We start from the raw sequence: 13,229 nt of genomic DNA, 5'->3' as shown, positions 1-13,229 counted from the left end.
GGGAGTGGGCTCCCACCACCGAGCAGCAGCCTCCGAGGAAGTGCCGCGATGCCGTGGTCACCGAATCACCCGGACTCCGTCGACGCCCTCTTCGAGCGCCGCAAGGCGCCCGTGCTCGCTCTGGCCGATGACGCCAGGACGGTGGCCGAGGCGTGTCACGACATGGCCGCCGCTTCCACCGCGGCGGCCAGCTCGTGGTGTTCGGCAACGGCGGCCCGAGCACCGACGCCCAGCACGTCGCGGTGGAGTTCGTCCACCCGGTGATCGTCGGCAAGCGCGCCCTGCCGGCGCTCTCGCTGACCGCCGACGTCGCGACGGTCACCGGCGTCGCCAACCGCGCCGGCCTCGAAGACGTCTTCGCCCACCAGCTGCGGATCATCGGCGAACCGGCCGACATCGCGCTGGGCATCTCCACCGACGGCGAGTGTGTGAACGTCCGGCGTGCCCTCGAAACGGCTCACGACGCCGGCATGCTCACCGTCGCGCTGACCGGCGGGGACGGCGGCGCGATCGCCGCGACCACCGGGCTGGACCACGTCTTCGTCGCCCGCTCGGCCGACCCGCGGATCGTCAAGGAGGTCCACGTGACCACCTACCACGTGCTGTGGGAGCTGGTGCACGTCTTCCTCGAACAACCCGGCTTGCTGAGCCCGGAGGTGGCGTCGTGAGCGCCCGTGACGCCGACAGAGACGTCGGCCTCGTCCGTCACGACGGGGTGTGCATCACCTGCTCCGACACCGCGGTCGAAGTGACCGTAGTCGAACTCCTGGACCTCGGGTTCGCAGTCGTGGACACCGGCTCGGGCCGGGAAGAGGTGAGCATCGCGCTGGTCTCGGCCGGCGTGGGCGACCGAATCCTGGTGCACGCCGGGGAAGCCATCGCTCGTCTGGAGAATCCCTAGCCAAGGGAGTTGACGCGCCATGACGCGGGACCACACCCCCGTGGGCGCGGACGGTCTCGAAGCGCTGTACCCGTTCCTCTACGCGGATTCCAGCGACCTCGACGCCGTCCTCCGTCAGGTTGAACAGTCCACTGTGGACAAGGTGCGGGAGATCGTCGCCCTCCGCGGCGACGTGCTCGCGGCCGACCGCGACCGCCTGTTCGCGTGCGCCCAGGACCTCGCCCGCGCGTTCCGCGGCGGCGGCCGGCTGCTCGCGTTCGGCAACGGCGGGAGCTCGACCGACGCGCAGGACCTCGCCAGCCTGTTCCTCAGCCCGGCGGGCGACGCGAGGCCGTTGCCCGCCTTCGGGCTGACGAACGACATCGCCGTGGTGACCGCGCTGTCGAACGACATCGGGTTCGACGTCGTGTTCGCCCGGCAGATCGGGGCGTTCGGGCGTCCCGGGGACATCGCGGTGGGCCTGTCCACCAGTGGGAACTCCGCGAACCTGGTGCGCGCCTTCGACGAAGCCGCCCGGCGCGGCATGGTGACCGTCGGCGTCGCCGGCTACGACGGCGGGAAGATGGCCGAGCTGGACAGCATCGACCACCTCTTCATGGCGATCGGGTTCGAGACGACGACGCCGTCCACCGCGATGACGCTGCTGCGCGCGGCTTCCGAAGGCATCGAGAACTTCTCGGTGTTCGGCAACCACGTCACGATCATCCCGGCCATCAAGGCCATCCTCGACTCCCCCGACCTGCGGCTCGACGGCTTCATCGGACCCGGGCACGTGTCCACGGTGATCGGCTGCCGGCCGTACGAGTTCATCGCGCGCGACTACGGCAAGCCCGTCGTCGTCGCCGGGTTCGAGCCACTCGATATCTTGCAGTCGATCTACCTGTTGATGCTGCAGCTCTCCTCGGGACGCTCCGAAGTGGAGAACCAGTACTCGCGCGTGGTGCCCTGGAACGGCAACATCGTGGCGTTGAAGGCCATCAACGAGGTGATGGAGCTGCGGCCGTACTTCGAGTGGCGCGGCCTCGGGTTCATCACGCACTCGGCGATGGCGATCCGCGAGAAGTACGCGAAGTTCGACGCCGAACGGATCTTCGAGATTCCCGGCCTGCGCGTCGCCGACCCGAAGGCGTGCCAGTGCGGCGAGGTGCTCAAAGGTGTGCTGAAGCCGTGGGAGTGCAAGGTGTTCGGCACGGCGTGCACCCCGGAGACGCCGATCGGGACGTGCATGGTCTCGCCCGAAGGCGCCTGCGCGGCGTACTACAACTTCGGCCGGTTCAGCCGCCAGCGCGTCCGGGAGGCGAGCCGCGCATGACGACCACCGAGCGCGAGCAGCAGGTCCTCGACCGCATCGAGCGGGCGCGGCGCCGGCGCGCGAAGGTCCGGGAAGAGCGCATCACGCTGTCGCACGGCGCGGGCGGCAAGTCGACGCACACGCTGATCGAGGCCGTGTTCCTCGACGCGTTCCGCAACCCGCTGCTGGAACCCCTCGAAGACTCGGCGTCGCTCACCATCGGCGACGCCCGGCTGGCCCTGACGACGGACTCGTACGTCGTCTCGCCGCTGTTCTTCCCCGGCGGCAACATCGGCGACCTGGCGGTCAACGGCACGGTCAACGACCTCGCCGTGTCCGGCGCGCGGCCGCTGTACCTGACCGCGGGGTTCATCCTCGAAGAAGGCTTTCCGGTCGAAGACCTGCTGAAGATCGTCGACTCGATGAAGACGGCCGCGCTCGCGGCCGACGTCCAGATCGTCACGGGCGACACGAAGGTCGTCCAGCGCGGCAAGGCCGACGGCGTGTACGTCAACACGGCCGGGGTCGGGGTGCTCATCCGCACGGGCCTCGGCGTGGCCACCGTGAAGCCCGGAGACGCCGTCCTCGTCTCCGGGCCGATCGGTGACCACGGCGTCACGATCATGCTGGCGCGCGGCGAGCTCGACATCGACGCCGACCTCGAGTCCGACACCGCGCCGGTGCACGACCTGGTCGCCGGGCTGCTGGCCGCGGTGCCCGGCGTGCGCGCGATGCGCGACGCGACGCGCGGCGGCGTCGCGACGATCCTCAACGAGATCGCGAAGGCCGCGGAGGTCGCCGTGGTCGTCGACGAGAAGGCCGTGCCGGTGCGCGAGGAGGTTCGCGGCGCGTCGGAGCTGCTGGGCATCGACCCGCTGTACGTCGCCTGCGAAGGCCGGATCGTGGTCGTCGTGGACGGCTCTGATGCGGACGCCGCCCTGGCCGCGTTGCGCGGGCACCCGCTCGGCGCGGATGCCGCCGTGATCGGCCGGATCGCCGACGACCCGCCGGGGATCGTGCTGCTGAACACCGCGTTCGGCGGTACCCGGATCGTGGACCTGCTGGTCGGGGACCCGCTGCCGAGGATCTGCTGAATGCACGAAATGGCGGTCACGCAGTCGGTCGTCGACGCGATCGTCGCCAAGCTGGGCGACGCGACGGTGACGAGCGTGCGGCTGGAAATCGGGCGGCTGTCCGGCGTCGTGCCGGACAGCGTCCGGTTCTGCTTCGACGTCCTCTGCACGGGGACGTCCCTCGAAGGCGCCCGGCTGGACATCGCCGAGCCGTCCGGGCGGGCGCGTTGCCGCGACTGCGGCGACGAGTTCACCCTCGACGACTTCGTCCTGCTCTGTCCCTGCGGCAGCGCCAACGCCGAGGTGCTGGCCGGGCGCGAACTGCGCATCACTTCGGTGGAGGTCGGACATGTGTGACACCTGCGGCTGCTCGGACGGCGACGTCCGGATCACCGACGAAGCCCACACGGTGGTGCTGGAGCAGGACATCCTGGCGAAGAACGACGAACTCGCGTCGCACAACCGCAAGCACCTGCGCGCTTCGGGGGTGTTCGCGATCAACCTCGTGAGCTCGCCCGGCGCCGGGAAGACGACGCTGCTGGAGCGGACCATCCGCGCGTCGGACACGCCGTGCGCGGTGATCGAGGGCGACCAGGAGACGCTGCTCGACGCCGAGCGCATCAAGGCCACCGGCGCGCCGGTCGTGCAGATCAACACCGGCGCCGGCTGCCACCTGGACGCGTCGATGCTGCACCGGGCTCTGCATTCGCTGGCGCCGGCGGAGGGGTCGACGCTGTTCATCGAGAACGTCGGCAACCTGGTCTGCCCGGCGTTGTTCGACCTCGGCGAGGCGGCGCGGGTCGTGATCCTGTCGGTGACCGAGGGGCCCGGGAAGCCGGTGAAGTACCCGCACATGTTCGCCGCGACGGACCTCGTGCTGCTGAACAAGGTCGGCCTGCTGCCGTACGTCGACTTCGACGTCTCCGAGTTCGAGCGGGACTTCCGCCGAGTGAACCCGACGGCGAGCTGGTGCAGGTCAGCGCGACTCGCGGCGACGGGCTCAGCGAGTGGTACGACTGGCTACGGCGACCTGCCCGAAGCTGATCCCGCCGTCGTTGGTGGGCCCGTTCCGGTGGGTCAGAACACGGAAGCCTTGGTGCTCCAGCGCTTCGACCGTCCGGTCGAGTAGGAGGACGTTCTGGAACACGCCGCCCGAGAGCGCGACGGTGGCGCTGCGGTCCCGGAAGCGGTCGCAGGTCCGCACGATCGCGTCGGCGATCCCGTTGTGGAACCGGGCGGCTCTCTGTGCTTTCGTGCCGATGTCGTCCAGGAGAGCGGCGATGAGGTCCTCGCCGTGGACGACGTCGTCGATGCGGGCCCGGTAGGCGGACTTCTCGGCCGGGTCGGCCAGCTGCTCCAGCTCGATCGCGGCCTGGCCTTCGTAGGTGATGGTGTCCCGGACGCCGAGCAGCGCGGCGGCGGCGTCGAAGAGGCGTCCGGCGCTGGACGTCAGGGGTGAGTTGAGGCCGCTGCGCTTGAGCTTGACGATGTCCTCGTGCGCCGGCCGCCCGAGTTCGTCCACGTAGGACGCGGCCATCCGCCAGGGCTGCTTGATGGCCATGACGCCGCCCGGCATGGCGATGGTTCGCAGGTGGGTGAGACGCTCGTAGCTCGTGAGATCGGCGAGGAGGAACTCGCCGCCCCAGAGGGTGCCGTCGGGGCCGAAGCCGGTGCCGTCGAAGGCGACGCCGAGAACCGGGTCTTGGTGGTCGTTGTCGGCCAGGCACGCGGCGATGTGCGCGTGGTGGTGCTGCACGCCCAGTAGCTCGACGTCCTGGTCGAGCGCGTATTTCGTGGACAGGTACTCGGGGTGCAGGTCGTGCGCGACGAGCACCGGGTCGACGTCGAAGAGGTGCTTGAAGTGCTCGATGCCCTCGGTGAACGCCCGGAGCGTCTCGTAGTTCTCGAGGTCGCCGATGTGGTGCGAGACGAACGCGTGGCGGCCCTTGGCGAGGCAGAAGGTGTTCTTGAGTTCGGCGCCGCAGCCGAGAAGGTGCTTCGTCGTCTTCTTGATGCTGACGGGCTCGGGCGCGTAGCCCCGCGATCGCCGTTGCAGCTGAGGTTCGTTCCGACGATGCGCACCACGGAGTCGTCGGTCCGGACCTGGATCGGCCGGTCGTGGGTGAGGTAGGCGTCGGCGATGTCCTTCAGCCGGCCGAGGTCTTCGTCGCGGTAGACGATGGGTTCGTCGGAGACGTTGGCGCTGGTCAGCACGATCGGACCCGTCCGCTCCAGCAGCAGGTGGTGCAGCGGGGTGTAGGGCAGCATGAGCCCGATCCGCCGGTTCCCGGGGGCGACGGCGGCCGCGAGGTCCGCTTTCTTCGGGAGCAGCACGATGGGCCGTCGCCGGCTGGTGAGCGCTTCTTCGGCCGCTGCATCGACGTCAGCGAGTTGTTTCGCTTGCTCCAGATCGGCGACCATGACGGCGAAGGGCTTGTCCTCCCGGTGTTTCCTGGTTCGCAGGTTCTTCGCGGCTTCTTCATGCCGCGCGCCGACGGCGAGGTGATAGCCCCCGAGCCCCTTCACGGCGATGATCGCGCCTTGGTTCAGCGCTTCGGCGGCTGCTTCCACGGGCTCTCCGCCACCGGGCTCGAAGCGCAGGGTGGGCCCGCAGGCGGGGCAGCAGACGGGCTGGGCGTGGAACCGCCGGTCGGCCGGATCTTCGTACTCCTGCTTGCACTCGGCGCACATCGCGAAGGCGGCCATGGTGGTGAGCGGCCGGTCGTAGGGCACACCCCGGACGATCGTGAACCGCGGGCCGCAGTTGGTGCAGTTGACGAAGGGGTATCGGAACCGCCGGTCGTCCGGGTCGCGCAGCTCTCGCAGACAGTCATCACAGGTGGCGGAGTCAGCGGAAATCAACGTGTCGGCGGCTCCACCGGCCGGGCTGGCGACGATCCGGAATCCGGTTTCCCCCTTCCCCGGGATCTCTACGACCGTCAGGTCGTCGACCACCGCGAGCGGCGGTGCCTGAGCCCGAAGCGCTTCGGCGAAGGCTTCTACTCGGGCCGGCGGCCCTTCGACCTCGACGAAGACGCCGTGGACGTCGTTCCCGACGAACCCGGCGAGCCCGAGCCGCCGCGCGAGCTGGTGGACGAAAGGCCGGAACCCGACGCCTTGGACCACCCCGGTGACCCTGATCGCGACACGTACGCGCTGGTCCACGCACCGAGTGTCCGCCTGCGGCCCGGCGCCGTCCAGAGACCAGACCTACGATGGTATCCGATCGGATGCCTTCCACTTCGGTTCGCAGCCGTCATTCAGCCTGCCTGATGCCCACAACGAACTCGGTCACATTACAATGATCCAGGAAGAAACTCTTACTGCTACGCTCGCATCATGTGACTGTCTACCCAAACGTGTATTTCATCAACAAGCTTCTTGTATGATTTGATGTTCGCCAGACTTCCCGCATAACTTCGGCCATGCGCAGTATCATTACGAATCTTCAACAGCGTCCCCAAGGAAGCTCGATTCGTCTCCCTATCGAGCAACAGGGCCAGATCACCCTTCCACACGTCACCAAACCTCCCCACCAATTTCTCGAGCGAATCAGGATTCAAGTTCGGCGCCTGCTTGAACCATGACAACGCGAAACTTGCAGCAGCCTCACTAGAAGTCGAGGTGACATACGCCGAGATGGCTTGATGAAATAATTGCTCAAGATATCCCGACATTCGAACACACATGTACAGATGCAAGTCCTGTTGCAGTTCGATCGGTACATCCGTCAACGATCTCTGATACCGCTGATATATCGCATCAAGCGCGGACTTCATTCGATGGATTTCGACACGGGCCAAGTCGATGCTAGTTGGCATCATCGCCCCCGAAAGGCGCCCACTGCCAGCCTCAGACGAGCATTAACACTGCTCCTGTGCGACGTACTTTTCTCGGTGTTCTCGCGGTATATCAAATTTGCCTCAAGACGATCGAATCCAATCCGGACCACCTCAGGAGAGAGCACTGGATTCTCACGCAGAGCCAGCGTGAGGCCAGCCAGAATCGAATCGACGCGCGCAGCATTGACCGTCCTATTCCTCCGCAAGGCGCCAGCGCCCTTCACGCGAACGAGAAGCTCGCATGCCGCAGAGAACTCTTGAATTTCCGTGTCACGTTTTTCCGGTGACAATCCTTGGTCATTCTTATCCAAATAGTCCGTCATAAATGTCGCGAGTGGCGCCTTGTAGGTCTCCTCGCCGCCTTCAACAAGATCCTCGGCAACCCCCTTCAAGGAAAGGTAGCGGAGAATTAATTCCTGATCCTTGAGGTCGCGATGCGGCTCACCGCCGAATAGCGCCCTCCAGTTCGGATCATAGTTCATGTCACGGATCATTTTAGTTACATGACCATTGTAGATGGCAACCCTGATCTGCTGCTCATTAAGCTTCGTTCCACCACTATTAATGCGCTCGAAAAGCGCATAAATCGCCATCTTCCCCTGATCACCCGTAGGCAACACGACCGTGGCTTGTATCAGAGCATTGTTGAGAAGTCGCACATCCGAAGGTGCAAGCGTCTCGTAACCCCGACCCTTGAAGGGTCCCTCATCTGCAACGTACTCCAGCAAGAACGGCGACTCACCTCGACTGGTCGAGTATTTTCCGCGAAAGAAGTCGCGAAGCGTAGTCAGCCGCTGCTGACCATCTAGGACAATGTACTGCCGCGACTCCAGTTCCACCAAGAAAATACCAGGAACCGGATATCCAAGCAGAACGGATTCGATGAAACGATCCATCTGCTTCTTTTTCCAAACGAAATTTCGCTGGAAAGCCTCGTAACCAGTCTCTTCCGCCGCCGACTCGGCTGGTTCAAACCTGGGAATTATCAATTCACCGCGATCAAAGCGCCGAACAAGGCCCTCGACGTCGAAGTCGACACCGAAATACCGCAACGCTCCATCAGCCGATGGAGCACCAAGGGAAATCTCATTCTCGTCTTGCTCAGGGTCTTCAATAATTGTTTCAAGCGCCGACGGGCCGTCAGGGACATCCGATGACAATTTATCTCCTCCGTCGTGACTTCATGAAACGAACCCTGCGCAGTATACGCTAATATAACTCGGCAGACAGCCGCGCGTGCGCATTGCTCAGATCTCCAGTCGACAACCTCGTTAGACCGCCAGGTCACCGGCGAGGCCCGCTGCCCACCCGATGGCCCGGCCAGGAATTGATTGCAAGGTCTGAGCCACGGGAAGCAGCCACCCGAGGAATGTCGGGCTATGCGTTGTCCCCCAAGGCTTCACCACACCGCGGCTCACTGGAACCCGGCAGCAGGCCTGTCCACCCAAATAAGGACGCCGACCGCACCATGCCCGCTCCGCCGTCAGCTCCATCCACTGAGGAACTTCCGGACATCATCCGATCCGGTGACATCGACTCTGCGAGTCACCGCTTTTGTCGTCCGGTCGCGCTACTGTCGCTCACATGTTCGATAGCGGCAGCCACGGCAGCAACAGCCTCTTCCAGGGGCAGATGCTCCCAGATGCGCACAACACGCCAGCCTGCGCACACCAAGGCTTCATTGGCGTTCTGGTCACGCTCAACGTTCCGGCGCAGCTTGGGTGTCCAGTACCACTCGTTCGACGTCGGCTGCCTACCATGCCGGGGGCAGACGTGCCAGAAGCAGCCATCGACGAAGACAGCGACCTTCTTGGCCGTGAAAACCACATCAGGCCGGACTCGCGTCCCATCTGGCAAGTCGAGCCGGAGGTCCTTGCGGTACCGGTAACCGAGCCGATGCAACGCGCTACGCAATGCTACTTCCGGTTTCGTGTCGGCCCGCCGGTTCGCTCGCATGTTCCGCGAACGCCCCTCGCTCGAAGGCGCTGGATACAGCCCCTTGGCATGTGCACGCTGCCGGGCATCCCCGCTGTCACGTGACGACACGCTCACCACTCACACGACCCAATCAAGCCGAGCCACCAGTCCGTAAGGGAAGATACCCGACGAGGACTGCGCGCGAGCTCGCTCCACCCGGAAGGCACCACACATGAAGTACAACGTCATCGAGATCTGCGCCGGAGCTGGCGGCCAGGCTCTTGGCCTTCACCGCGCCGGCTTTGAGCACAAACTCGCCATCGAGCTCGACCCGACAGCAGCCGACACGCTCGAGAAGAACTTCAAGAAGAAGCTCCGGATCGACGCCAAAGTCGCCATCGGCGATGTTGCGGATCCCAGCGTATGGGAACCGAGACACTACGCCGATGAGGTCGACCTCCTGGCCGGCGGCGTCCCGTGCCCGCCTTTCACAATCGCAGGTAAGCAGCTCGGCGCCAACGACGAGCGTGATCTCTTCGCCTGGGCAATCAAGCAGATAGAGGTCATCAAGCCGCGCGCGGTCCTCCTCGAGAATGTCCGAGGACTGAGCTTGCCGAGGTTCGCCGGCTACCGCCAGCACGTGCTGGATGAGCTGGCCGAGTACGGCTACATCGGGGAGTGGCGCCTGCTGCAGGCCTCCGACTTCGGAGTTCCTCAGCTGCGTCCCCGCTTCGTCCTGGTCGCCCTCAAACCTGAGGACGCTGCCTACTTCCACTGGCCGGAGCCGCAAGACGACGCTCCGACAGTCGGCAAGACACTGCGAGACCTCATGGCGTCCCGGCATTGGAAGCACGCTGATGAATGGGCAGCCGGCGCCAACAAGATCGCTCCGACCATCGTGGGCGGATCGAAGAAGCACGGCGGAGCAGACCTTGGCCCTACACGGGCAAAGCGCGCTTGGGCGCAGCTCGGGGTTGATGCACTGGGAGTGGCTAACGAACCACCTGGCGTCGATGACGAGTTCGACGTCGGGCCGAAGCTGACCACAGAGATGGTCGCCCTGATCCAAGGCTTCCCTGGTGAAGGAAAATGGGACTTCGAAGGGAAGAAGACGTCTCGCTACCGGCAGATCGGCAATGCCTTCCCTCCGCCGGTAGCCGAAGCGGTGGGAAAATCTATCTATGCCGCCCTCGAACATATCGGCACGCCAGAATCACGCGAAACTGTTGAACACGACCCCGTCTACAAGGCATTGAAAAACGCCAAGGGATCGGTCCGCGCGGATCGAATTCTGAACACCAATGGCGAACCTCTCGATCTGGGCGAAGTAGAGAAGCGCATTACAATGCTCAGCGCGGACTTTGAAATAAAGGTTGAGGTCAAGAACAACATACCTCGATACGAGCTCGGCGAGTTCAAGGCTTTCATCGGCCAAGACGATCACGGGCGTCACGAGGTGTTCCTCAAGAACCGCGCCAGGATCAGCTGATCACCGCCGGTGATCTGGACCAGGCGCATCGCCCAGATCACCGGCAAAGATCACTCAGACCGCACTGCGCTTCCGGGGAACGACTGGTGCTGTCACCGTTGGGTCGGAATGCTCAGCACGACGCCACAGCCTGCCCCCGATCTCAGCAGACGCGCGATCGCCCGGCGCCGCAGGCACAACACGGGTAACGACAAACTGACCCTTCTTCGGCAGCGGCAGCCCAAGGGCCGCCAAGACCGCAGGGTCATTGTCTTGATGACCAAGCACGAGCAGACCTTCATTACGCAGGGCCTCACGAGCCCCGCCGTTGCTCCGCATTCGCTTCAGCGGATCGTCGAGACCCCATCCGACGGTCTCGACTGTCGCTCGCGTAATCACCTGATTATGGAGCTCCCGGCACAGCTGAAATAGCCGCGCCTGACCATGACGGTCACCACGCCGGGCACGGGCACCCATTATCCTCTCGCGTTTACGTGATTCCATATGCAAGAGAACGTTGGATGGCAGCTGACCCGCACCCTTCCACAGCCATCGAATGCTTTCCTTACCCTGCGAATTTAGCGTCCTCTTCTCATCTCGATTGGTGCCAGTTCGAAGCCTATCCCGAGTCATCCGGACCAAACCTGCGCGCCATTCTCCCTTGAGATCGTCTGCCCACAACACCAGGCAGATCTTCCCAATGAGCTCCGGTCCAACTTCCCAGCCGCCGATCCTCTGCGAGAACTTGCAATCCACTTCAATTCCGGCGATCCTGTAGTCAGTCGCATCTCCGTCATCGAATTCGAACTCTCGATGAAGATTGATCTCGACCAGGGTGCCCATGTGGATTTTTTCAGTCTTACGGAGATCGCGATAATCCCATCGGCCGCTGCGGCGCCCATCGAGAAGCTGGTCGTAGGTGTCCCTGAGCACGGCTCCGACCCGGGCACCTGCCGGGTCGAGCTGAACTAGGTGGTCTTCCACCGCGTCCAGCTCCGCGTCATCGCCCCTAGTTGGTGGCCCGGTGACCAGAAGAAGGCCTTCTCGACTCTCATTGCTTGTCAACAGCAATCCCCTCCTTGTGGCCAGCGCATGCCATGAGTTAGCCAGCTCCTCTTTCGAATTTATCGATCATATTCATTCGCTCAGCAGCTGACAGCCAGCACGCGTTCGAATAAAGCAAATCCAGATCGCCTCGGCTTTGCTCACCGGCACAAAGCCAGCTCAACAGCGTTCGCTTGTCAGACTGCGGCAGCTTCCGGATCGGCGGGAGGATTTCCGGCAGTACTATAGAGTTCGACAGCTCATTTCGTACCGTCTCGTTGCGGCGTGCGTCGAGCTTCGGCCGAGGCTTCCCTGAACCTGGATGCCAGCCCTTGGCATCCAGGCGGTACTCGTCGTTGCTGAGCGAGCCATCATCTCTCACTGGCGGGATTTTCCAGCCATCGCGGTGCCTGAGTACTCGCAAGCGCCGGCTGAGGTGATCTGCCCCATTCGGACGGTCATACTCGCGAAGAGCAGTCCGCAGGTGCCGCATCATAGTCGTGTCCCTGGCCGGCAGTTGAACGCAAGCCGTGCAGCAAGCTTTTGGTCGTCACCGACACGCCGATTACCGCCCGGAGCGAGCTTCAGCTGCCACCAGAGACTCCCATCTGGGGCACAGGCCTCAGATGGATAAGAAGGTTGACTCCCCTGCACTCATAGAGATCTACCAGCAAATCAGCGAACTGACACGGTATATAACTCTTCGAATTTACCTTAATACGGACTGTAGCTACAGGCGCCGGTCAGCCACGCCGTCTTCCCCGGACCACGCGGCCAGGGCCGGGAGGTCCGGTGGCTGCCGCAGGGCGTCCAGGACCACGTTCACCCCCGCGCGCAACGGCGTGCCGCTGCGGACGACCGCCGCGATCGTGCGCGTCACCGGAGTTGCCAGCTCGCGCGTCGACACCCGGTAGCGGCGGTCCACCGCCAGCTCCGGCAGCAGCGCGATCGACAATCCGGCCTCGACGTGCTGCAACGTCATCAGGTAGTTGCTGAAGCGGCACACCACCCGCGGCTCGAAACCCGACTCGCGGCAGAGTCTCAGCGTCAGGTTCGCCATGTACGACCGCGGGGTGTCCAGCGCCCACGGCGAATCCGCGTACGCCGACAGGACCGCCGGTCCGCGGGGCGCTTCCGGCGGGGTCACCAGCACGATCGGGTCCGTGGCCAGCGGGACGATGTCGAGGTCCGGGCCGAGCGGCAGCTGGACGAAGTCGGTCGTCGTGATGATCACGTCCGCGTCGCCGCCGCGCAGGGCCGGGATGCTCTCGTGCGGCTCCAGCTCCAGCAGCTCGACCTCCAGGTGCGGGTACGCGCCCGCGAGCCGGGTCACCGCCGGGACCGCCATCGTGTGGATCGCGCTCTGGAACGCGCCCAGCCGGACCTGGCCGACCGGCTCCTCGCCGAGGGTGCGCAGCTCCGCCTCGACCGTGTCCATGTGGTCGAGGATCGCTCGCGCGCGCCGCGCCAGCATCAGCCCCGCTGGGGTCAGGCGGACTCGGCGACCCGTGCGTTCCAGCAGCTGGGTGCGGGTTTCCGCTTCCAGCACGGCCAGCTGCTGCGACACGCTCGACGCGCTCAGGTTCGCGTCCTGCGCCACCGCGCGGACCGTGCCCAGCGTGTCGAGCCGGCTCAGCAGCCGCAGGCGCCACGGGTTCAGCATCGCCCCATTCTTGTACGGAAAATCCGAACA

General features: G+C 64.7%; 11 protein-coding genes and 3 pseudogenes. 7 read left to right on the top strand and 7 right to left on the bottom strand.

Annotation, left to right across the window (positions count from 1 at the left end):
- The first annotated feature begins 48 nt into the window (after positions 1–48).
- From ACZ4TR_RS36775 to hypB, 6 genes and pseudogenes are all read left to right on the top strand, one after another.
- A pseudogene (locus tag ACZ4TR_RS36775) lies at positions 49–668 on the top strand (D-sedoheptulose-7-phosphate isomerase).
- Complete coding sequence (locus ACZ4TR_RS36770; RefSeq protein ID WP_465292671.1) at positions 665–901, top strand: HypC/HybG/HupF family hydrogenase formation chaperone; 237 nt, start codon at positions 665–667, stop codon at positions 899–901. Before ACZ4TR_RS36775 ends, ACZ4TR_RS36770 begins: the two are co-directional and overlap by 4 nt.
- Positions 902–920: 19 nt before the next feature.
- Positions 921–2,213 carry a hydrogenase formation protein HypD gene (hypD, locus tag ACZ4TR_RS36765; RefSeq protein ID WP_465292669.1) on the top strand — a complete coding sequence of 431 codons (1,293 nt, stop codon included), beginning with the start codon at positions 921–923 and terminating at the stop codon, positions 2,211–2,213.
- The gene (gene hypE, locus ACZ4TR_RS36760; RefSeq protein ID WP_465292668.1) at positions 2,210–3,286 is read left to right on the top strand and encodes a hydrogenase expression/formation protein HypE; all 1,077 of its coding nucleotides are present in this window, start codon (positions 2,210–2,212) and stop codon (positions 3,284–3,286) included. The genes hypD and hypE overlap by 4 nt, the downstream gene beginning before the upstream one ends.
- Positions 3,287–3,622: a hydrogenase maturation nickel metallochaperone HypA/HybF gene (locus ACZ4TR_RS36755; RefSeq protein ID WP_465292666.1), complete on the top strand. Its 336-nt coding sequence runs from the start codon at positions 3,287–3,289 to the stop codon at positions 3,620–3,622. It begins immediately after the preceding gene.
- Positions 3,615–4,309: pseudogene (gene hypB, locus ACZ4TR_RS36750) on the top strand (hydrogenase nickel incorporation protein HypB). The gene ACZ4TR_RS36755 and the pseudogene hypB overlap by 8 nt, the downstream one beginning before the upstream one ends.
- Here the strand turns inward: hypB and hypF are convergent.
- The 4 genes and pseudogenes from hypF to ACZ4TR_RS36730 form a co-directional block, all read right to left on the bottom strand.
- Positions 4,266–6,430: pseudogene (gene hypF, locus ACZ4TR_RS36745) on the bottom strand (carbamoyltransferase HypF). The pseudogenes hypB and hypF sit on opposite strands and share 44 nt — an antisense overlap.
- 161 nt (positions 6,431–6,591) lie before the next feature.
- Positions 6,592–7,068 carry a HEPN domain-containing protein gene (locus tag ACZ4TR_RS36740; protein WP_465292665.1) on the bottom strand — a complete coding sequence of 159 codons (477 nt, stop codon included), beginning with the start codon at positions 7,066–7,068 and terminating at the stop codon, positions 6,592–6,594.
- Positions 7,069–7,085: 17 nt separating this feature from the next.
- Positions 7,086–8,267 (bottom strand): DUF262 domain-containing protein, encoded by a 1,182-nt coding sequence (locus ACZ4TR_RS36735; RefSeq protein WP_465292663.1) that lies wholly within the window; start codon positions 8,265–8,267, stop codon positions 7,086–7,088.
- A 385-nt stretch (positions 8,268–8,652) separates the two neighbouring features.
- Positions 8,653–9,153, bottom strand: coding sequence for a very short patch repair endonuclease (locus ACZ4TR_RS36730; protein WP_465293098.1), 501 nt, complete (start codon positions 9,151–9,153; stop codon positions 8,653–8,655).
- 103 nt (positions 9,154–9,256) lie between these two features.
- On the opposite strand from ACZ4TR_RS36730, the gene ACZ4TR_RS36725 reads away from it, so the two are divergent.
- On the top strand, positions 9,257–10,513 hold the full coding sequence (locus ACZ4TR_RS36725) for a DNA cytosine methyltransferase (RefSeq protein ID WP_465292662.1): 1,257 nt from the start codon (positions 9,257–9,259) through the stop codon (positions 10,511–10,513).
- Between the two features lie 54 nt (positions 10,514–10,567).
- On the opposite strand, the gene ACZ4TR_RS36720 is transcribed toward ACZ4TR_RS36725, so the two are convergent.
- From ACZ4TR_RS36720 to ACZ4TR_RS36710, 3 genes are all read right to left on the bottom strand, one after another.
- On the bottom strand, positions 10,568–11,563 hold the full coding sequence (locus tag ACZ4TR_RS36720) for a NaeI family type II restriction endonuclease (protein WP_465292661.1): 996 nt from the start codon (positions 11,561–11,563) through the stop codon (positions 10,568–10,570).
- A 31-nt stretch (positions 11,564–11,594) separates the two neighbouring features.
- Entirely contained in the window at positions 11,595–11,918 is a 324-nt protein-coding gene (locus tag ACZ4TR_RS36715; protein ID WP_465292659.1) for a hypothetical protein, read from the bottom strand.
- Between the two features lie 348 nt (positions 11,919–12,266).
- Positions 12,267–13,199, bottom strand: a complete 933-nt coding sequence (locus ACZ4TR_RS36710) for a LysR family transcriptional regulator (RefSeq protein WP_465292657.1) — start codon at positions 13,197–13,199, stop codon at positions 12,267–12,269.
- Between the last annotated feature and the right edge of the window lie 30 nt (positions 13,200–13,229).

Source organism: Amycolatopsis sp. NPDC028719 (genome assembly GCF_055565395.1).
This window is presented reverse-complemented; position numbering and strand designations above follow the sequence as displayed.

Excerpts from the sequence above, each read along its gene's own strand:
- hypD (WP_465292669.1), top strand. The coding sequence starts at position 921 with ATGACGCGGGACCACACCCCCGTGGGCGCGGACGGTCTCGAAGCGCTG.
- hypE (WP_465292668.1), top strand. The coding sequence starts at position 2,210 with ATGACGACCACCGAGCGCGAGCAGCAGGTCCTCGACCGCATCGAGCGG.
- ACZ4TR_RS36755 (WP_465292666.1), top strand. The coding sequence starts at position 3,287 with ATGCACGAAATGGCGGTCACGCAGTCGGTCGTCGACGCGATCGTCGCC.
- ACZ4TR_RS36725 (WP_465292662.1), top strand. The coding sequence starts at position 9,257 with ATGAAGTACAACGTCATCGAGATCTGCGCCGGAGCTGGCGGCCAGGCT.
- ACZ4TR_RS36710 (WP_465292657.1), bottom strand. The coding sequence starts at position 13,199 with ATGCTGAACCCGTGGCGCCTGCGGCTGCTGAGCCGGCTCGACACGCTG.